13 protein-coding genes and 4 pseudogenes are annotated in these 19,413 nt (G+C 59.7%); 6 read left to right on the top strand and 11 right to left on the bottom strand.

The annotated features are described in order from the left end of the window. Positions 1-489: 489 nt before the first annotated feature. The 3 genes from ACWGTI_RS29770 to ACWGTI_RS29760 form a co-directional block, all read right to left on the bottom strand. Positions 490-1,863 (bottom strand): M16 family metallopeptidase, encoded by a 1,374-nt coding sequence (locus ACWGTI_RS29770; RefSeq protein WP_454578405.1) that lies wholly within the window; start codon positions 1,861-1,863, stop codon positions 490-492. Positions 1,864-1,867: 4 nt separating this feature from the next. After that, the gene (locus ACWGTI_RS29765; RefSeq protein ID WP_454578401.1) at positions 1,868-3,172 is read right to left on the bottom strand and encodes a M16 family metallopeptidase; all 1,305 of its coding nucleotides are present in this window, start codon (positions 3,170-3,172) and stop codon (positions 1,868-1,870) included. A gap of 685 nt (positions 3,173-3,857) precedes the next feature. Continuing rightward, positions 3,858-5,264 carry a relaxase/mobilization nuclease domain-containing protein gene (locus tag ACWGTI_RS29760; RefSeq protein WP_454590346.1) on the bottom strand — a complete coding sequence of 469 codons (1,407 nt, stop codon included), beginning with the start codon at positions 5,262-5,264 and terminating at the stop codon, positions 3,858-3,860. Positions 5,265-5,359: 95 nt separating this feature from the next. Between ACWGTI_RS29760 and ACWGTI_RS29755 the strand changes: the two genes are divergently transcribed. Next, positions 5,360-5,893: a MucR family transcriptional regulator gene (locus tag ACWGTI_RS29755; protein WP_454578400.1), complete on the top strand. Its 534-nt coding sequence runs from the start codon at positions 5,360-5,362 to the stop codon at positions 5,891-5,893. Between the two features lie 96 nt (positions 5,894-5,989). Here ACWGTI_RS29755 and ACWGTI_RS29750 read toward each other — a convergent pair. Next, positions 5,990-6,236: pseudogene (locus ACWGTI_RS29750) on the bottom strand (DUF736 domain-containing protein); the annotation flags it as partial. Between the two features lie 966 nt (positions 6,237-7,202). On the opposite strand from ACWGTI_RS29750, the gene ACWGTI_RS29745 reads away from it, so the two are divergent. After that, on the top strand, positions 7,203-8,231 hold the full coding sequence (locus ACWGTI_RS29745; protein ID WP_454578399.1) for an ABC transporter substrate-binding protein: 1,029 nt from the start codon (positions 7,203-7,205) through the stop codon (positions 8,229-8,231). A gap of 679 nt (positions 8,232-8,910) precedes the next feature. After that, positions 8,911-9,633: a winged helix-turn-helix domain-containing protein gene (locus tag ACWGTI_RS29740; protein ID WP_454590344.1), complete on the top strand. Its 723-nt coding sequence runs from the start codon at positions 8,911-8,913 to the stop codon at positions 9,631-9,633. Positions 9,634-9,754: 121 nt separating this feature from the next. Here ACWGTI_RS29740 and ACWGTI_RS29735 read toward each other — a convergent pair whose 3' ends face one another. Further along, positions 9,755-10,003, bottom strand: a complete 249-nt coding sequence (locus tag ACWGTI_RS29735; protein WP_454578397.1) for a hypothetical protein — start codon at positions 10,001-10,003, stop codon at positions 9,755-9,757. A 326-nt stretch (positions 10,004-10,329) separates the two neighbouring features. Here ACWGTI_RS29735 and ACWGTI_RS29730 point away from each other — a divergent pair, with 326 nt between their 5' ends. Next, positions 10,330-11,034 carry a Crp/Fnr family transcriptional regulator gene (locus ACWGTI_RS29730; protein WP_454578396.1) on the top strand — a complete coding sequence of 235 codons (705 nt, stop codon included), beginning with the start codon at positions 10,330-10,332 and terminating at the stop codon, positions 11,032-11,034. A gap of 457 nt (positions 11,035-11,491) precedes the next feature. Here the strand turns inward: ACWGTI_RS29730 and ACWGTI_RS29725 are convergent. After that, positions 11,492-11,689: pseudogene (locus tag ACWGTI_RS29725) on the bottom strand (IS110 family transposase); the annotation flags it as partial. On the opposite strand from ACWGTI_RS29725, the pseudogene ACWGTI_RS29720 reads away from it, so the two are divergent. Then, positions 11,670-11,897, top strand: a pseudogene (locus ACWGTI_RS29720) (IS110 family transposase); the annotation flags it as partial. The pseudogenes ACWGTI_RS29725 and ACWGTI_RS29720 overlap by 20 nt on opposite strands. Positions 11,898-12,143: 246 nt before the next feature. On the opposite strand, the gene ACWGTI_RS29715 reads toward ACWGTI_RS29720, so the two are convergent. From ACWGTI_RS29715 to ACWGTI_RS29705, 3 genes are all read right to left on the bottom strand, one after another. Next, on the bottom strand, positions 12,144-12,500 hold the full coding sequence (locus ACWGTI_RS29715) for a hypothetical protein (RefSeq protein WP_454578395.1): 357 nt from the start codon (positions 12,498-12,500) through the stop codon (positions 12,144-12,146). Positions 12,501-13,332: 832 nt separating this feature from the next. After that, the gene (locus ACWGTI_RS29710) at positions 13,333-14,364 is read right to left on the bottom strand and encodes a LacI family DNA-binding transcriptional regulator (RefSeq protein ID WP_454578394.1); all 1,032 of its coding nucleotides are present in this window, start codon (positions 14,362-14,364) and stop codon (positions 13,333-13,335) included. Between the two features lie 326 nt (positions 14,365-14,690). After that, a complete protein-coding gene (locus ACWGTI_RS29705) occupies positions 14,691-15,383 on the bottom strand; it encodes an OmpW/AlkL family protein (protein ID WP_454578393.1) in 693 nt (230 codons plus the stop codon). Between the two features lie 798 nt (positions 15,384-16,181). Between ACWGTI_RS29705 and ACWGTI_RS29700 the strand changes: the two are divergent. After that, positions 16,182-17,797: pseudogene (locus tag ACWGTI_RS29700) on the top strand (MFS transporter). A 239-nt stretch (positions 17,798-18,036) separates the two neighbouring features. On the opposite strand, the gene ACWGTI_RS29695 reads toward ACWGTI_RS29700, so the two are convergent. Both ACWGTI_RS29695 and ACWGTI_RS29690 read right to left on the bottom strand, forming a co-directional pair. Further along, positions 18,037-18,339, bottom strand: coding sequence for a DUF982 domain-containing protein (locus ACWGTI_RS29695; RefSeq protein WP_454590343.1), 303 nt, complete (start codon positions 18,337-18,339; stop codon positions 18,037-18,039). 259 nt (positions 18,340-18,598) lie between these two features. Further along, positions 18,599-18,844, bottom strand: a complete 246-nt coding sequence (locus ACWGTI_RS29690) for a DUF982 domain-containing protein (protein ID WP_454590342.1) — start codon at positions 18,842-18,844, stop codon at positions 18,599-18,601. Positions 18,845-19,413 lie beyond the last annotated feature (569 nt).

Below are 19,413 nucleotides of genomic sequence, written 5' to 3'. Positions count from 1 at the left end.
TGCCTGGCCGGAACGACATACGCCGACAACCCGGCTCTAGGTGGATACTCAACACGCTGAGTCAGCTTGCGTTCGACCGCATCGGTTTTCGGTTTAAAGAGCGCCTACCACCCGGCTGCAGGAGCGCAAGCCAAGGGCCAAAGACCTGCCGGTGGTCAAGAGAAAGCCGCGGCACACGTTTGCTTTTGGCCAGGCCCGCCCGCGGGTGTCGACGACCGATTGGGCTCGGCGGTACCCGGCTGCTTCGGCGTATCGGTGACGCCGCAACCCTGCGCTGGGTACCCCGGCTTCTGCGTGAGGCCATGAGGGTGGAAAGGACAGTCATCGCATGGCTATCGAAGAAACGACTGCACGGTTGCTTGCGGGCGGGAGCAGTTTGTCAAGAACGGCAAGGCTGGGCGCCTGCCCGCCCAGCCGGTCCGCTTCGCGCGATGAAATAGATGCGCGCCAGACCGCCCCCCGCCACCGCGGAAGGCGATAAGGTCGGGCTCACCTCTTTCTGGCCGCAGCCAGCGGGGGACCGACCACGAGCACGGTCGGCTCGGTCGACAACAGCTTCTTTGCCGCCGCCTTGACTTGATCGAGCGTCACCGCGTTGATCAGGCCGCTGCGGCGCTCCATGTAGTCGATGCCGAGACCATCGAGCTGCAGCCGGTCCAAGGTCACAGCTATAGAACTCGATGAATCCAGATTGCTGATGGCATAGGCGCCGACCAAATGTTTCTTGGCCGCCTCCAGTTCGGCCTCGGTCGGGCCGTCCTCGGCCAGCCGCTTGACCACGTTCCGCACGATACCAAGCGTCTCTGTCGCGCGGTCCGAGCGTGTGGCGGTGGTTACGATCAGGGCGTCGGCATGGTCCTGGTTGATCAGCGAGGAGTTGACGCTGTAGGCCAGCCCGCGCTTTTCGCGCACTTCCTGCCACAGGCGCGAGGTGAAGGGACCGCCGAGAACCTCATTCAGCAGCACCGCTGGGAAGAAATCGGCAGCCTCGCGCTTCACGCCGGGCCAGGTGAGTTTCAACGAGGTCTGCGGCAGGTCGTAGTCCACCTCGATATGCTGCGCCAGCTTGGGTTCAATATCGACGACGGAGGCAACCGCCTGGTTCTGTGGCAGGCCGCCGAACACCAGATCCAGCTTCTTCTTCAGCGTTTCCGGGTCGATAGCTCCGACGACCGCGACATGCAGCCCGCCCCGCGCGAAGACTGCCTTGTGGAGGGCCTTCAGATCATCCTGCGTGATGGCGGCGATGCTCTGCCTGGTGCCCTGGTCGGAGCGCGAATAAGGATGATCCCCATAGACGGCGCGCGCCCATCGGTTCTGCGCCACCGTGTGGGGATCATTCTCGTTGGCGATGATGCCGGACAGGATCTGGGCGCGGACGCGATCGACCGGTTCCAGGTCGAAACGCGGCTCGTTGACCGCCAGCCGCAACAGGTCGAATGCCTCGTCGCGCTGTTCGGCCAGCACGCGCATAGAGCCGTGGATGCTGTCGCGGGTCTCCTCGAAGCTCAGTTCGACGCCGGCATCGTCGAGCTTGATCTGGAAGGCTTCCGAATCGAGAGGGCCGGCGCCCTCAGGAAATAGGCGGGTCATCAGATTGGCCAGCCCTTCCTTGCCCGGCGGATCTTGCGTCGAGCCGCCGCCGAAGGTGAAGCGTATGGCGACAACCGGCACGGAATAGTCCTCCACCAGCCAGGCGGTGACACCCTTGGATGAGGTGACGGACTGGATTTCCATGGCGCGGGCGGCAAGCGCCGGCAGGACCAGGAAGACGATGGAGAGGAAGAGCGTCGCGAAAGCGTGTAAGCCGCTCCCCCCTGCCTTTGCGGGAGATGAGAAAGCTCGGAAGTGGTCACTTGTCAACACATCAATTCTCCGTCTTGGGTTGCGGCATCAGATAGCCGGTCGTCGACCGGGCGAGCACCAGATAGCGCCCGGCAACGGCCTTGACCTCCTCGGCCGTGACCTTGCGGATGCGGTCCGGCAATTGCTGCACGTCCTCGACGTTGTCGCCGGTGGCCAAGATCGAGCCATAGATTTGGGCCATCCCATCCGGGTTATCGCGGGCAAGGATCAGGGACCTGACATAGCGGTCCTTGGCTTTTTCGAGCTCATCGGGGGTTACGCCGTCGCTGGCGATGCGCGCCACCTCCGCATCGACCGCGGCTTCAACGTCGGCCAGCTTGGCGTCACCGCGCGGCACAGCATGGACGGTGAAGTTGGTGTCATCGAGCATGGTGCCCTGGAAGTCCGCGCCGGCGCTGGAAGCGATGCCCTGCTTCACGACAAGCGCTTGGTAAAGCCGGCTGCGGTTGCCGCCGCCGAGGATCTCGGCCAGCAGGTCGAGGGCTTCGGCCTCGCCGGGCTTGGCGGTGTGATAGGAGGGCACGACCCATTGGGTCGAAAAACTCGGCACGCTGACGCGGGCGTCGGAGAGCGTCACGGTGCGCTCGGTGTTCTGCTCCGGCTCGACCGGGCGCACCCGCGGCGGCAGATCCTGCCCGCGGGCCACCTTGCCGTAGGTCTTCTCGGCCAGCGCCTTCACCGTTTCCGGTTTGACGTCGCCGGCCACGATCAGCACCGCGTTGTTGGGCCGGTAGTATTTGTTATAGAAGGCGACGGCGTCGGTGCGGTTCAGCTGCTGCATCTCCTGCATCCAGCCGATGATCGGAATGCGATAGGGCTGGTTCTGCCACAGCGTTGCAGAGACCTCTTCGTCGAGCACGGCCTGCGGGCTGTTGTCGATGCGCGAGCGGCGCTCCTCCAGGATCACATCGCGCTCGGTCTTGATGACATCATCGGTGAGAATGAGATTGCGCATGCGGTCGGCCTCGAAGCTCATCATCAGCTCGAGCGCCGACGGCGCCACCGTCTCGTAGAAGGCGGTGAAGTCGTAGGAGGTGAAGGCGTTGTTGGAGCCGCCTATGTCGGAGACGGCGTTGCCTAACTCGCCTGTCGCATGGTTGGTCGTGGCCTTGAACATCAGATGCTCGAAGAAATGGGCGATGCCGGATTTGCCGGGCGGCTCGTCGGCGCTGCCGGTCTTGTACCAGACCATATGGGTGACGACGGGCACGCGATGCTCCGGAATGACGACCACTTCCATGCCGTTGTCGAGCAAGAAATCCGTCACCTTGGCGCCGTCGGCGGCAAGCGCAGGGTCGACGAGCATCAGGGCGGCTGTCAAGAGCAAGGCGCGGAGAGTGGAGGCCGGCTTTGTGAGCTGCTCGAACCAGGCTGGCGTCTCTGCGAAATATCGAGATCGCAGACTATTGGGGACTAAGCCAACGCTGCGTTTGCCCGCGCATGACCTGTCTGATGCATATTTTGACATGTTGATTACTTTCCTTCTTCACGTGATGTCGATGGGACAAACAAACGGACCGGCCGCGCGTGTGGTGCGAGGAGTTAGACGCTGTCGTGGTGCCAACTGCACAGGAACCGTTTTTCAAAATGAAAAGCGCTCGACCGAACACCACTGTGTCGCGGACTAGCCCAACCTGATTGCAAGACGTTCTTCACGAACGGAGGGACAGAATTCTTCTCCCAACTCGAACGCACACGTCGTTGGCTAGCCAAAGACAGGGTTCCCCTCGCCTGGTGAAGTTGCCGCCGTGAGAGTCTTGCTCTCCGGGATAAGCCGGCTGAACGATGCCCCATGCGCGGGTGTGCAGCGAATTGGCGCGATGTTCCTTTGTGCGCACTTTTCTCAACGAGCGCATGCCAGTTCATCAAATCGTCAGCCATCGCTGTTCTTGTCTCAAGGCAGCAACCCACCCCTTCGGAGAACGCGTCGATGGTTGGCGCTTTACCGCTCGTGCAGCAGAGCGCGTTCGCCAGCGGCTTAGCTGCCCCCCTCAAAGCCCCAACCCTCGTTTTCTACCGAGAGTCCAATCCACACCACCCTCGGGCCGCATGACGCCAGCGAGGTGACCGCCGAGGTGCTTGTCGAGTGCGGGTGACCAAGGCACGAGCTTGAAGCCGAGCCCATCGTCGATCATCGCGAACCGGCCTGAGGCAAGAGAGAAGCGCTGCCGGTAGATACCGGCTATTTGGCCGCCCTCGGTAGCCTTCGTGAAGGGCAGACCTGTCCCGGCGGACAGTTGCTCACCGAGTGCATCAATCTCGCGAACGCGAAGCGCTGCAATTAGGTTGCGCGCAACGATGACACGGTCGGCCTCACGCCGCGCTAAACCTTGCTCGACAAGGTGCTGAGTGCGGTTCTCCAGCGCCTGTTTAACCTGCTGTGCAAATCCGCCCTCACCCAGGTTATTTGGCCCATGCGCGACCAGTTGTCGGTCGAGCCAAGTCGCGCCGTCAGCATGGACCTGGTCCTCGATCGGGAGATCAGAACGGACAGCAAGCGCGACGCGGCTGCGGCCTTTTTCATCTTCACAGCGCCGAAGCTCGACGATGGAAGCTGGTGCGGAATCTCCAGCGGCATCGAGATTTTGAAAGCACAGGTAATGAGTGCGGCCATCGATTCCGTCGACAATGGCGTAAGCAGATGCGCGCAATTCGTCATGGAGGCCTCGTTCCATGTGCCTGCCAATGATCGGCACCTCGCTCGCCTCGCCCAGGACGACTTGGTCGGTAGCGTATCTACCGAGCCCATGCTCGGCCAGGGTGCGATGCATACGCTTGATGATGTCGCCTCGCTCGCCAAGCGCTCGCAGGGTGGCTTCGGCCTCGGCGACCATTGTCCACTGGCCGGCACCGATCGGGGCGGCGAGGCCGAGCCTTTCCAACTTCCGCAAGCGGCCGACGTTCACCGCGAGATACTCATCAGGCTTTCGGCCCGCGATGGGCGCGACGTCGACAGCGCCAAGCCTTTCCATTTCACGAACAAGCTGGCGGTCGCGTACCGTCCAATGTTCAGCCTCAATTTGTTGATGGAGTGCATGACGAATTTCACGATCGTTCCTTGGGCCAAGTTCCTGAGTGATCATGTCCTGCGCACGACCGCGCATCCCGTTTTTGATGTAGTCGCGCGAGATGACGAGATCCTGACCGTCCTCAACTCTGCCGCGCAGGATGATGTGAATGTGGGGATTGTCGGTGTTCCAATGATCGGCGGCCAGCCAATCTAGGTTGGTGCCAAGGTCCTTTACGGCCTGCGCCATCAGGTCGCGAGTGAAGGTCTTGAGATCGGACATGTCGACCGCGTCTTGGGGCGAGATGATGAAGCGAAAATGGTGTCGATCATTCGCGCAGCGTTCGGCGAAATCCTTGACGTCGGCATCGTCGGTTTGCCGACCAAACATGCACGCCTGTGCGAACAATCCATTATTCGCTTGATCTATTGTACAAACTGCACAAATAGCATGCTGACGTGACTGATGATCAAGAAGGAAACTCCATGACCGTATCCGATGAACAGCAGGGCAACACCGATCTCATGTCGATTGCTGCCGACATCGTCTCCGCTTATGTGTCGAACAATCCAGTGCCTGTCACGGAATTGCCGAAGCTGATCGGCGATATCCATTTTGCTTTGCAAAATGTCGGCACACCTGCAGCCGAGCCTGTGGTGAAACTGGAGCCAGCCGTTTCGATCAAGAAGTCGGTGACCCCCGACTACATCATCTGCCTGGAAGACGGAAACAAGTTCAAATCGCTGAGGCGGCATCTCAGCACACATTATAGTATGACCCCCGCAGAATACCGGCAGAAGTGGAACCTTCCTGCCGATTATCCGATGGTGGCGCCGACCTACGCCGCCGCCCGCTCTGCGCTGGCCAAGGCAGCCGGGCTCGGCCGCAAGCCGGCGGCACCAGAAGCAGCCAAGGTGGAGAATTCGAAACGGACGCCGCGCGCGGCCGCAGGGACTGTAACGGCAGCGGCAGCAAAGTCGCCGGTCAAGAAAACGCGCAAAGTTGCCGCCAAGGCCTAGCCTGCTACCGCCAATGCCTATTGTCCAGGCGGTGGCGGACTGAGCATGATGAAGCCCCGGCGTGACGCGCCGGGGCTTCTTTCATTTGAGCTGATCTCACTCGGCGGTGCGGCGGGACCAGATGAGCCGAGTACTCGCCCTGGGTTTCAGTCTCGACCAGGCTGGCGGAGATCGGAGCTGGGAAACTCGGATCGTCGAGTTTGACCGAGTGGTAGTCTCGGCCCTCGCGGGACACCTTCTTCCATGCCGCACCGAATTCGGTGGCGCCGGCGAAGATGCGGTAGTCCGGACCCTTTTCGTCGTCGCGCTCGGCGGGGAGGAAATCCACGGTCTTGACGTACAAAGCCGGCCTCCTTGGCCGGCGGCGGAAAAAAGCCAGCGGCGGACGTTGCGGGAAGACGATGGAGGCGAAGCCGGTCTTCGGTCAGACCCAATACATTCGAGGACGCCGTCGGCATGGCCTGCGGGCATACGAAGAGGAACCGCCGCAATGCCGTCAATCGGATTCACAGCGCAAAGGGCTCCTGGATCAGTACGGAAATCAATTCACGGCAAGGCAGGGATCGCTTCCCGGCTAAATATGATGGTGACGATGGAAGGCCCAGACTTCTACCGGTCCTTGCCCTGACCCATTGCATTCGATGCGGCGCGAAAATTGATACCCGCGCCAGTTCAGCGCCAATTGCCACATCACGCGGATATCGAGCTTGCCCGCCCCGATCTATGCGAGCCAGGTCGAGACCACAGCGTGGAAAAGTGGTAACCGACGGACGATGGAGTTTCGATGGGGTGGTCGGTTGTCTCTTGCCGGCCGGACCGAATGGATAAGGTAATCCCCAGCCGCTCGCTGACGTCTAAACAATTCTACCAGAAGGCGGCGCCGCCAACGGCATTGAATGGAGAAGTTGCCGAACGTCTCTCATGAGCTGCAAGGTCGACGTGACTTCAGCGGAGGGACTGCTTTACAAAGTCCCGCCGGTCTGCGTCCATGGACAATCACCATCACTGCTGGTCAGCCGATCGTAAGGTTGACCCTGTAACGTGAGCAATCGAGAAATTCGCCGCAAGCTGCGGCGATCTGCGTGCCTGCATCCAACGGCGATGGATAACGTTTGGAACCAATTGTCCGGCCGGAACATCACACCGCACACAGCACAGCACCAGATGAACCAAGCGGCCGTTGAGCGAGGCGGCGCAACACCTTGGTGCACGTCCTCCGGTCTTGCTGTCTCTGCCGAGGATGAGCGGCGGCTTGATACGCCAGCCCAGTAGCCACCCATAAAATCGCGCCCTTGAAAGGAAGTGGAACATGACAAAGCTTGCGATAAACCGCCGCGAGGCCATTGTCGGTCTCGGCACGGCAGGGGCCCTGACCTTCCTTGGCCGGCCGGCCTTTGCTGGGACGAAGGTGAAGCTTGGCGTAATGCGTCTCGCCAGCCATGCGCCCAGTTACATCGCCTGCGAACGAGGCTACTATAAGGACGAAGGGCTGGACGTCGAGCTAGAGTTCTTCGAAGCCGCTCAGCCGATGGCCATGGCGATTGCCTCGGGCGACGTCGATTATTCCGTCGCGGCCATGAGCGTCGGACTCGTGAGCCTCGCCCAGACGGACGCAATCAAGGTGATCGGCGGCGCTCTGTCTGAGGAGAAGGGTCTCGTCGGCGCCGTGATTCTGGCATCAGAAAAAGCCTACCGGGCCGGCCTTGTCACGCCGATGGCACTGAGCGGCACGACGTTTGGCGTCACCAAAGCAGGATCTTCCTTTCACTACATGTGCCACAAAATCGCAGAGGCGAACGGCATTCCGATGTCGGAAATTTCGTTGCGCCGGCTCCAGAAGGTCGGCGCAATCATCAGTGCGCTCGAGACCGGCCAGATTGACGCTTGGGCCATCCAGGGCAGCATCGCCGATAAGTTGCTCGCCGGGGGCAATGCCGTCCAGATTGGCCTGGTGTCCGACTATGCGCCCAATTACCAGGTGACCACGGTGTTCACCTCAACCAAGAATGCCACCAATGAGCGGGAGCAGACCGCAGCGTTTATCCGCGCCCATTCGACGGCAGTCGACGACTACAACGCCGCCATCGTCGACAAGACCGCTACACTGGAGGAAGTGGACGAGGTGGCCCACATCATCCACAAATACGTGTGTAGCGAGCGTCCGTCCCCCGCGGCGAAGGAAATTTTCCTCAGCAACGCCATGCGAATGAAGAAGGGCTGTGCGCTTGCACTCGATTCGGCGACAGATCAGCTTGAGTGGCTCAAGGCGAAGAAGATGGTGAGCAAGACGATCACGCCAGAGATGCTCTTCGACGCTTCCTACGTCGAGACGATCTAATCCGTCCAGGTTCACGAATGCACGCCGACCGGACGGGCGAGAGAGAAGATGGAACTGCTGCTAAGGTTCGGAGCGACGTCTCGACTAGCGTCCCACATGGCGAGATCTTGTGCGTTATCGGCCCGTCGGATGCAGCAAATCCACCCTGCTGCGCTTGCTAGGCGGGGCCCTGTGCTTCGAATTGCTCAATCCTCTCACCTTTGTCTTTCAGCAACCCGCCCTGCTGGCGTGGCGGACCGTGGAAGGCAATGTGAGCTGCTAGCATCATAGTTGCTGACGTGGGGAAGCCAGGGGCCCTCTACAACCAAGAGCGCCTGTTCTCGCGCCTGATTGCCTCGCCGTCATTGACCGCCTTGAGCAGCACGTAGTGGGCCTGGCGCACGTAAGCGATAGCGGTTTTCGTTTTCGTCAGCAACGAGAGAAAGGAACTGTTTGAAGGACGTTTTCAATGTGAGCGCCCTCCGTTTCGTCCGGTCCAAGCGCGGTCGGCGCTCGCGGCTTCTCGTCCGCGGCCCAATGCGCCGCGGCGAGCTGCCGTGACCGGGGTGGAGTTCCTTCGGTTACAGCAGCAATTCCCTGGCCGTGCAATCCGAGCCTGCTGCAGCATTCAAGGGTGCCAAACCAAGCAGCGGTGTTTTGTTGAAAAACAGACAAGGTGGGTTGCGGATGGAGGCGATATATGAGCGAGGCCCGTAAAATCGGGAGAGTCCTTGTAGCCGACAATGTTCTCGCCCTCATTCTGAGCATTGAAGACTATGCGCTGCGCAGCAATTCGTCGACCACAGCGTCGGGCGCGCATGCGAACGCGTGGAAGATCTCCCAGGGACTGAGGTCCGACGTCGTGATTGCCAGTTTGGGCTTTGGCCAGGATGACCCTGGACTCTTGCAAGATCTCGGCAACCTCGGGGACGTCTCCGTTATCGTCATTGAAAACCGTCGGGGTGAGAACGGAAAACTGGTTGGGCTTGAATTCGGCGCCGACGAGTGTCTGAGTAAGCTGCGTGAGCTTTTGGTGCGCCTTAACTCTCTGGCCAAGTGCCGTTTTGCCGACCCTGTGGAAGCTCATAGAAGGTCGCAAACAGGGAGATGGCTTTTCGGCGGGTGGGAGCTACGCTTGAAAACGCGACAGTTGCGTGATCCGTCTGGCGCATTGGTACCCCTAACCCAAGGCGAGTATGCGCTGCTGTTTGCTTTCCTCGAGGCGGCAGAACGGCCGTTATCGCGAGAGTACCTGCAACGGGCCACTCGCATCCACGGCGAGATTTCAGACCGCAGCATCGATGTTCAGATCTTGCGGTTGCGTCGGAAGCTCGAAAGAGACGCGAGTGCTCCACAGTTGATAAAAACCAAACGCGGCATCGGCTACGTGTTCAGTATCCCAGCGGAGCTATCGGATAGCTGACGACAGCACAAAGCCGGCCACTACTTTTCCTGCAGCAGAGCTGAAGGTGAGGAGGAGCATGGCGGCCCGGGATTGTTCACGTATCCACCGCATGGATAGGATGCATTGAAACAATCTATTTTTAATAAGTTAGGAAATGGGCTACGAACAGCGCCGTGCCTTGACCCGGGTTGGCGAATTCAACCGAAGCTAAAGAAGGCCACCCGAAAACCTGCCAGCAGTTCCATGTTGCCGTGATTACCACTTCCATTTGCCGCAAGCCGATGCCGAAGCCTGGCAGGCTCCTGCGGCTCATATCAATGCGCCCGGCATGACGCAGTTGGCCAGCCTGTCTGAAGACGAGCTCCCCGTAAACACTTTGCAGGTTCATGCCAATGACACATCGCATCCTCCCCCTCCCCCAAAGGGGCCGGCAGCGGCAGGCGGCACGAGACCTGCAGATCTGCGCTGTCAGCGCAACCCGCCGGTCCGCAGAGCCGGTCTAATCCTAACTCGAGTTCGCAGCCCACGGGTCAGATCGGCCTTAAAGCGGCTGAACCAGAGGCGGCGCATCGAAGCGGGGCCTCGCAATATCGATGATGCCGGACCCAGGCGCGAGTGGCGCTTTTTGGCGCCCAACGCCAGAGACGCTCAATAGACGTGATCACCCCAACCGCGTCCGGATCGGTAGGACTGATCTATCCAGGAGGAAACTATATGGCCGAGTTCGATGAAAGCACTGGCTTCTGGCGTTCCTTTCCCATTTTTCGGGATTTTGATGACAAGACCATCGCAGGGTTAGCGGGTATCTCAAGATTTCGCCGATGGCTACCAGACACGGTCATTTTCCAGCGAGGCGATGAGGGCAATTACATGGTCGCGGTAATCTCTGGACGGATCAAGGTATCACTGATCACTCCACAAGGGCGTGAACTCGTCCTGCGTCAACTCGAAGCCGGGGAACTGTTCGGCGAGATGGCTATGTTGGACGATCAGCCTCGATCAGCCGATGCTACCGCGCAGGTCGCCTCCGAAGGTTTCGTCATCGCTAAGAGGCCTTTTATGGATCTTATCAAACTTTCGCCGGGGGCAGCCAGAGCCACGATTCGTTATCTTTGCTGGCGACTGCGGTGTATCACCGAGCAGTTGGAAAACATCGCTCTCTATCACCTGAATTCCCGGGCGGCCCGTTTTCTCCTCGTTACCCTGAGGCAGATCCACGGCACTGAATTGCCGGCAAGGGCGGACCTCAAACTGTCCCTGACTCAGTCGGATATAGCAGGGATTTTGGGCGCAAGCCGACCGAAAGTAAATCGTGCGATATTAGCGTTAGAGGGGGCCGGCGCTATCAAACGCGGCGACGGAATCATTGAATGCAACACGGAGCGCCTGCAATGGATTGCTGAACCAGGCGAGGGTTAGGTCACAACCCGGAATACGTCGGGGACCAGTCCTGACTTTTTTCTGGCTCGGCGATGAGCGGTATTGGTGCTTGAAAGCATTTTTGACACTCAAGTCAATCCGAGCGTTGGTGATCGCCGTTTGATCAGCAGCACCATCCGGGGTCGAAAATGCGGCAGGCGTAAAGCGGTTGAGTGGAACATGAATTCCGCGCCTGGCCGGTTTGTCGAGTTCGCAACATAGGCCGCTCGCGCACGAAGGACGCTCGCATGGTAGATCGACGGCCACCGCTGATCGGCACTGCGCTTCCGTGCGTGGCGCATAGACGGTCGGCGTCGTTGACGCGAGACGGACTGTTGAGGTGCTTCGCGCGAGTCGCGGAATGGAAGGACAGGCAGGCGGTAGCGGCCGATCTCATGATGGACAGAGGCGCGACCCAAGGCTCGGTGGCTCGGAGCACAGCTGGGTAAGGGGATCCATAAGCAATCGCTTCGTTGGTCAAGGCCTTGCGCTCACGCGTGGTGCGGCGACGGTCCTCTTCTTCGGGCGCAGGCACTCGGAGCATCGCACACACCCGCGGCACGCCTCGCTTGTAGGCCAGCAACGCCTGGACCAGCGCCTCGCCGTCGATCTTGTCGGTCTTTGCCCGGCGCCGCCGGCGGACGGTCCTCAATGAAATGCGGACGATCGAGAACGTGGTCAGGTCGATTCTGCGGGAGGCCGGCATCAAGCTTGGCATGCCGTCGCGAACTGCCTTCGGCGGTCGCGTGCGCGAGCTGATTGGCACAGATACGGTCGTCATGACGCTGGTCGAGCCGCTCCTGGCGATCGTGGCCACGATGCTGCGCGAGTTCGGGCAACTGACAAAGCAGGTCCTCAATATCGCCCTATAACCCGCCGCCCCATTTCACGTTAGCGGCGAGCGTCCCAAGGGATTAAAGGGGTGACCCAGGCTAATGTTACGACGCAGGGAACCGAGCCCGGCCAGGTCTTGGGGGACCTGACCGGCAGCACGGGAGACTGCCGCCATTCGAACCAGCCGAAGAATACCAGGTTCCCGCCAGAATCGCATTAACAAATACTTTGGACGGCGTAGGGATCCGATCTGGCGCTATCAAAGGCTTAACCTTTTAGCGTCCCGGCAGTGTGCTTGTTACAGACATTTCGAACACATCGAGCAGGATTGCCAGTCCGACCCCGCATGCGGTGAGGATGAGGCCGAACATGAAGATGCGGTTAGCGCGGTCGAAAACCTTCCGGCGTAGCGAGCCCATGTCGAGCAGTATGGATAGCGCCCGCATCTGCAGCGCGATGCCGCCCAGGATCGGTACGACGGCCAAAAGATCATACAGCCGCCACGGCACCGGGTTCGCCGCCCAGTGCGTGACGAAGCCCAAAGAAAACGCAAGTAGGATGCCGACGACGGTGATAGTGCCATTGCGAAACATAGTCTCGATCAGTTCTTCCTTCGGATCCTGCTCGTCCAAGCTATCCTCCATTACTGTTATTGACCGGATCGTTCGCCGGCTGCACTAATGTCGCCCCAAAATGCGTAGCGGTTTTTGAAATACAAGAGAATTGCACCAGGGGAAAGCTGGGTAGATCGCAGTCGCTAAGCGCCAGCGTACGCAGAACCGCGATCAAAGGCCCCCTCTTCCTGCTGCTGAAACGACCAAACCGGGCAACAGGGGCGATAGCCGTTATCCGAGTGGGAGTGTAACTCACATAGCTGGCAAAGCAGCGAGCCGCCGTCTTCCTCGACCAGAACGTTCCGGCTGCTACTGGCGACCGTGGTGCCAATGGTAAACGGCAGCGATGTCGATTCGTTGAGAGGGTAGCCCCTGGGTGCCGACGGCTGGAGCTTGCCGCCGAGCGTTTTGGCCGCGACGATATGGTGATCAGGCTGGAACGCTTGAATTATGCTTCGTTTGGGAGGCGATCCGTCCGCCTCTGGATTCTCAATTGTCGGGGCTGCGGCTGCATAAAAATGGGCTGTGCTGGAAGGTTCTCGCAAGACCGATCGCATGCTTGAAACCAGATGCACCGGCTAGGAGTCGCCCCACCCGCGGGAAGGATCGTGCGGACAGAGACGTCGCCGACGAATCTTACCCCGGCTTCGGAAATGTTTTGTTGGCGGCGGACACAGACATGAGGATCAACTTCGGCCGGCCCCCAGAGCCGTTCGCCCACAGTCGGTTCGGGCCTGATGGTTGGGCGCAAAGAAAGTTACGCGGAACTCGGCCTCAAGATTTGGCTGGGTGACGGGTCCTTTCCACACCACGACCGGCAATGCCCGAATGGAATCTAATCTTATTATCTTCATATATTTTCCGGGAGATAGATGTCGAACGGCAGAAATGTCTCTCCCGGCGTGGTCGCGCAGCCGGTTTCGATGGTCCGAGCCATCAGCGTTATCAGTTCGTGACAAAGCCGGCGCAGTGGCGTGGCGACCGCCATCGTTATAATGCCATCCGCCAGCGCGGCGCGTGACTCCGGCGTGATCTCATTGACGATGGCGACCATATCCCGGTCTTCGCTCTGTTTCCTGAGCGCCGAAACAGCACCCTCCATGCGGCCGCCGGCCACGTAAAAGCCGACGAGTTCGGGTTCCCGCTGGATCACATCCAGTGTTGCCTCGTATGTGATCCGTCGCGTGGCGACGTTCATAGGAATGTCAAACACCTCGAATGTCGGCGCGCTCTCGCGAAAATAGGATCGAAAGCCGATTTCCTGAAGCTCGTGGGCCTGGTAACGCTCACTGACCGCAAAGACCGCTACCTTGCCCGGCCGTTTTGCGGCTTTGGAAAACATCCAGGCTGCTGTCCTCCCGACCTTGCGGTTGTTTAGGCCGAGATAGCCCTCGCGTACGCCGGCGGCGAAATCGGAAAGCAGCGAAAAAACTGGGATGCCTTTTGCTTTCAGTTCTTCGACGGCTGCCGTGATCGCCGGATGGTCCGGCGCCACCATGGCGACCGCGTGGCAGCGGCTCCCAAGCTCCCGGAGGAGTGCGATCAGATCGCCCGGCACATTCGACGGGGCGAATTCGATAAGCGAAGTGCCGTGGAACGCCTGTGCCGCATTGACTGCCGCTTCGACTTCGCGCGCGAAGTCCTGGTAAAAATACTGCGCCGGTTCTCCGAGGATAAAGCCAAGCTGATAGCGCGGCGGATCCGACTGCTCGCGCCGCTCGACAAGGCCGACCGCGTGATAGCCAATAGCATTGGCCGCCTCGTAGACCCGCAGCGCAGTCTGCTTGCGGACCGGATGGCGGGCGTTCAGAACCCGATCAACGGTTGCGACGCTGACTTCGGCTTCGCGGGCAAGATCGGCAATCGTTGGTCGCTTGGCCATGAATTCGATTCAGCAGACATTCTCAGGAGGAGAATACGTCGATGATCAAGGTTGATAAAATCCTTTTGCACCTCCATTGATGCCGCCATCCGGGAACTCCGCAATCGGGCGGCCGTGCCGAGAGTTCGTTTTGAGCGTTTCTCGGATGAAAGTTGCGGGCATCGCGATGACGATCGCGGGTGAGAGACGTCTACGCGCTGCGCGTAGGCGCGCACGAGGCGGCCCCCTCGGGTCATCTCAGACACCGGCGCCGTGACCCGTGCGCATCAGGCGACGACGAGCTTGGCGGCACCATTTGGAGGTGGTGCCGCCCTGGATTTGAATTGTCAGAAACGGTAGGTGACGCCTGTGCCGATCAGCCAAGGATTGAGCTTAGCTTTGCCCGTGACGTTCTTGCTGCCGACCACCGCGTCAAAATTCGGCTCAAGGAAGAGCTTCTTGGCGTCGAAATTGATGCCCCAATGCTGATCCAGCGTGTAGTCGAACCCGACCTGCACTGCGCTGCCGAATGTGTTCTTGACCTGGAGGGCATCGGCGCTGCCGGTATCCTGTTTATAAAAGATCGTGTAGTTTACCCCTGCACCGACGTAGGGCTTGAACGCGCCGAAATCGGTGAGATGGTATTGTAGCGTGAGGGTAGGCGGCAGCACCCAAGTCTTGCCGATCTTGTCCAGTCCGCTGATCGTTCCCTCCCCGTAGATGTTAGCATAGGTGGTCCCGAGTACGAGTTCGGCGGCGAGGTTGTCTGTGAAGTAGTAGGAAAGGTCCAATTCCGGAATTGCGGTATCTGAATAGGAAAGGCCGGAGCCGGGAATTCCGTTGACGTTTCCCTTGTCGTCCGTGATCACCCCCAGCGCACGCAGCCGAACTTGCCAAGGGCTAGGTTCAATCACAATGTACGGTTCCTGATTGGTCGCACCCACGGATTCTAGGTCCGCAGCCGCGGCCTGCTGCAGTGCAGTCAAGATAAGCGCAATACCCAGTGTGATTGCGCGTCGCGGCCTTCTCCAGTCTCTCATCATGCTCTCCTTGAAATCCGAAAGGGTCCGCGGCACCCATGTCAGCCGTGACGAGAGACTCGGTTGATCCAGATCAATGATGGGAGGGATTTAATCAAAGTGACAGATTTGTTAACAAAACTGTCGTGTGATAACCGATGACGGCAGCAAGGCAAGACATAAGGTTTAAAGATCCAAGAGCCCTGTTGCGGCAGGCAGTCGCAAGGTAGCGCAGACTTGGCCCTGGCGTTATCGCGATCTGATCTGTGGCAGGGCCGAGCCCAGCCCGATGGCACGACTCCTTTCCGTGCAGCATCATGCGCTGGGTGACGTTGCAACTGCCCACATTGTCGGCCGGGCCTTGGTATCAATCTGCCGCTTCCGTGACCAAATCACGGATCTGAGACATGAAGGTCAGCAGCCGCTTGGCTGGAGGAAGAGCTTCCTGCGACAGCCCTGCCCGATAGCGTCTGGCCCGTCGGCTGCGACGGTTGCTGGACCAAATGTCAGTTGCGGCGGGCAGGCCAATTCCCGGCGGTCTGCGGCGACTGGGCGGCGGCCAAACCGGTCTACCGGTTCTTTGACTGCCCGCGTTGACAATCGGCATCACCCAGACCATCAACGCCGGGCGCTACAAGGCCGGGAAATCGGCGCCATCATTCCTCCACAAGAAACATTCGTTTCGACCACGAGAGCGGTTCGGGCGAATACATCTTGCGCCGTGTGGGAGGAAATGTACCTCATCCGGTTCCTGGGTGTGGCAATGGCGTGCCGGAACGCGAGTCACCAGGACAGCAAACGGTCCAAGGGTTGGAGAAGATGAGCAAGCCGGCGTGCGCAGATGCGGATGTGGTTCCGCCAACAACCTTTGCGCCGCTCAGGAATCGGACGTTTAGGTCGATTTGGCTGTCGACGCAGGTTTCCAGCTGGCTGATGCAGACTGTTGCGATTAGTTGGCTGATGGCAACGATCTCAAAGTCCGATCTGAACGTGTCGCTGGTACAAGCCTCAACGACGCGCCCGCGTTTTTTCTGTCTGTCTTTGTCGGCGCCATCGCCGACAATTTCAGCCGCCGTAAAGTCATGTTCGCTGGCTGGTGCGTGATCGCGCTGGCATCAGCGATGCTGGCTTGCCTCGTAGCGCTGGAACTTGTCGACCCCTGGATTGTCCTCGGATTAAGCTTTTTAGCGGGATGCGGCGTGGCGTTCACCGACCCCGCTTGGCACGCCTCGGTTGGTGATGTTCTGCGCAAGAGCGATGTTCCGGCTGCCGTTACGCTAATATCGGTGGGATATAACGCTGTTCCCAGTATCGGGCCGGCGCTTGGCGGATTCGTCGTTGCCTCTTTTGGACCTCTGACCGCGTTCGCCCCGGCGACGCTGAGCTATATGGCCTTGCTTTGGACCATACAGCAGTGCACATGGAAGGTCCCCTCCTCACCTCTCCCGCGCGAGTCAATGTCGACGGCCATCCATGACGGGGTGCGCTTTACGGCGATGTCTTCCGAGATCAAGGCAGCAATCGCACGCGGAATCGCGATACTAGCGTTGCTCCCTCTGGTTGCTCGCGATCAATTGAACGCACGGCCAATCGCCTATGGTATCCTGACGGCCAGCTTCGGCACCGGCGCCTTCGCGGCCGGTATCTGCAATAACGTCTTGCGGCGAATACTGTCTCAGGAGCGGCTGATTACGCTCGCTTGCATCGCGTGCGCGGCGTGTTCGCTCTCTCTTGCGCTGACCCCTTCCCTTGCAGTGGCAGCTGTCGCACTCGCCGCGGGTTGGGTTGTCACTTGGACTTGACTTGACGTCAGCATGCAATTGGCGAGCCCGCGGTGGGTCGTAGATCGCACCTTATCGATCTATTATGCCTTTTCGTCGGGCGGCATCGCAGCCGGCAGTTGGCTTTGGGGCACAATTGCTCAGAATTATTCCCTGAGCTGGGCACTTGAAAGCTCCGCTGGAGCTCTGTTGCTGGCCGCTGCAACCGGGTTACTGTTGCCCATCCGCGAGTGGAGAGAAGCAGACCAGGACCGCCGGGGATTCGACGCGCCGGAAGTTGCCCTCGATTTGAAGCCAAGAAGCGGCCCGATCGTCGTTAAGGTCGACTACTTGATACCGGAGAAAAATGTCGAGGCCTTCCTGGGGCTGATGCGTGAACGGCGACGGGTGCAAAGCCGCGTCGGTGCTCAGCACTGGCCCCTGCAGCGCGATCTTCAAGAACCGTGCCGTTGGACGGAGACTTTTCGCACGCCGACCTGGACGGACTACCTACGTCTAAATCATCGACTTACCGCCGCCGATAGGGAAGTGGATGGGCATCTGCTCGAATTGAATGCCTCAGAGTTTGCCCCCGAAACGAAGCTTTCAATCGAGCGACCGACTGGGCCGGCTCGCAAACGCCTTCAACCGACGCCTTTTTCCCCCCGCCCTTGAGCGCTTCATAATGTGAGGCAGCCAAGGTTCATACCAAGCGAAGAAGAAGGGTCGTATTGAGTTACGCGCAACTTGTGATCTCACTTCGCGGCTGCGATATTTGCCAAGAAACCAAGCATCGACCACCCCAGTCGCCTGCACGGCTGGGTCAGAAGGGAATGGCGCGAGGCATGCACCGTGCTCCAGACAGCGCTTGCAGGCATCCGGCTGTTGAGAAGGGTTGGCGCGGCCGAATGAGCCTAGACTCGCACCTTTCCCCCGCCCGATTTGCAGGCAGCGATCCACTTCATCGCGGAGATTGGGTCTAGGAATATGCCTGCCCGTTGGGAAAATCCGAGGAAGGCATTGCGCGCAGCGCTTACAGGTTTGCGCCGAACGTGTGCCTCATAGCACGCCCGAAGGGCGGTCTCGTGAATCGGGTCTCTGCGATCTTCCGGCCATTGCTCGAGAAATTCGATTGCGTCCTTTAAGTCGGCAATCTCTTGCACCATGTATGTGGCACGCTTCACGAAGATGGAGCTGCTGAAAGTTTCAGCGTTCATTGTTTTCTCTCAACTTGCCGAACGATTGTGTGAAGAGGCTACAGCCTCGACGCCGGCCGACCATCGCAGACTATTCTGTCCGGGCGAGGACGGGTCTCCAGGTCGTTATGCCCAGCTTGGCCAACTTTCCCCGTCATGGGTATGATCGGCAGCGGCGTGGAACTTGCGCTGCGGTTGTCGCGCCGCCGGCATTGGCTGAACCGGGCTTTAGATTCGACCTGCAATGCAGGCAAGCTGTGTGAGCAAGCCCCGATAGCTCTCAGTCGCAACGCAGGATTCGCGCTTCGAGCGCTGCGGCGACGAAAGCACGCCGCGCGACAGCTGGATGAGCCTCACCCCGCAACACTTGCAGACAGGCGTCCGTTGCTATTTTCCGTTTCTCGGTCTTGCGGCTGAAATCCCGCAGCAAGATGGTGGCTACGTCATTGACATCGATGACGATCCGCTCTGCTCCAGGCCGACCAATTTGAACGACGATTGGCCTCACAAATCTCGAACCGGTCATGCCACCCCTCCTCTACCGAGCCATTCGGCAAAAGCGGCCTGTCTGTAAGTTGCCTCGCAACCTGCACCGCTGACGCCCCCAGATACAGCCGCGGCTGCTGTGCTCAACCATGCCCGCTGGGCCTTCCGCAGTCGTCCGCGGTGGAGAAGGGCACCACCAAGACCCAACCTTGCCGCATGTATATCCATGCAGCGCTCTGCCGGTTGCAACGCCGGAAGTGCTGTGCGCGGCGGTTCGGCCCACACTTACCCCTCGTGCGTTTCGAACCCGCTGCATCTCCCAAGTCCCCCTTCTCCATTTGAGAGCCGCTTCTTGGAGATTTGCCGAGAGCCGATGATCTGGCGGAAACTCGTTGGGGTAAGCCACGGTACGGACGCCTTCCAGCGCGACCCATGGATGGCCCGCAGCCAAGCCACCGATACGTCTCTTCTGGGCAGTTGAGCGACCCGCTCGCCACGACGCTTCAGCAGCGCAGGAGGAAGCGGGCGCGAGACAGGGGAATCGGGTGAGTTAATTTTCACGAGATGAGGCTGACGAGAAAGTCCTCGTTCCATCCGGCCTTCAATCGT

The sequence above is a fragment of the Mesorhizobium sp. ArgA1 genome, from assembly GCF_053714375.1.
This window is presented reverse-complemented; position numbering and strand designations above follow the sequence as displayed.

Coding starts and splice junctions, on each gene's coding strand:
- ACWGTI_RS29765 (WP_454578401.1), bottom strand. CDS start 3,172: ATGCTCGTCGACCCTGCGCTTGCCGCCGACGGCGCCAAGGTGACGGAT.
- ACWGTI_RS29760 (WP_454590346.1), bottom strand. CDS start 5,264: ATGTTTGGTCGGCAAACCGACGATGCCGACGTCAAGGATTTCGCCGAA.
- ACWGTI_RS29755 (WP_454578400.1), top strand. CDS start 5,360: ATGACCGTATCCGATGAACAGCAGGGCAACACCGATCTCATGTCGATT.
- ACWGTI_RS29745 (WP_454578399.1), top strand. CDS start 7,203: ATGACAAAGCTTGCGATAAACCGCCGCGAGGCCATTGTCGGTCTCGGC.
- ACWGTI_RS29740 (WP_454590344.1), top strand. CDS start 8,911: ATGAGCGAGGCCCGTAAAATCGGGAGAGTCCTTGTAGCCGACAATGTT.
- ACWGTI_RS29735 (WP_454578397.1), bottom strand. CDS start 10,003: ATGAACCTGCAAAGTGTTTACGGGGAGCTCGTCTTCAGACAGGCTGGC.
- ACWGTI_RS29730 (WP_454578396.1), top strand. CDS start 10,330: ATGGCCGAGTTCGATGAAAGCACTGGCTTCTGGCGTTCCTTTCCCATT.
- ACWGTI_RS29710 (WP_454578394.1), bottom strand. CDS start 14,364: ATGGCCAAGCGACCAACGATTGCCGATCTTGCCCGCGAAGCCGAAGTC.
- ACWGTI_RS29705 (WP_454578393.1), bottom strand. CDS start 15,383: ATGAGAGACTGGAGAAGGCCGCGACGCGCAATCACACTGGGTATTGCG.
- ACWGTI_RS29695 (WP_454590343.1), bottom strand. CDS start 18,339: ATGAACGCTGAAACTTTCAGCAGCTCCATCTTCGTGAAGCGTGCCACA.
- ACWGTI_RS29690 (WP_454590342.1), bottom strand. CDS start 18,844: ATGACCGGTTCGAGATTTGTGAGGCCAATCGTCGTTCAAATTGGTCGG.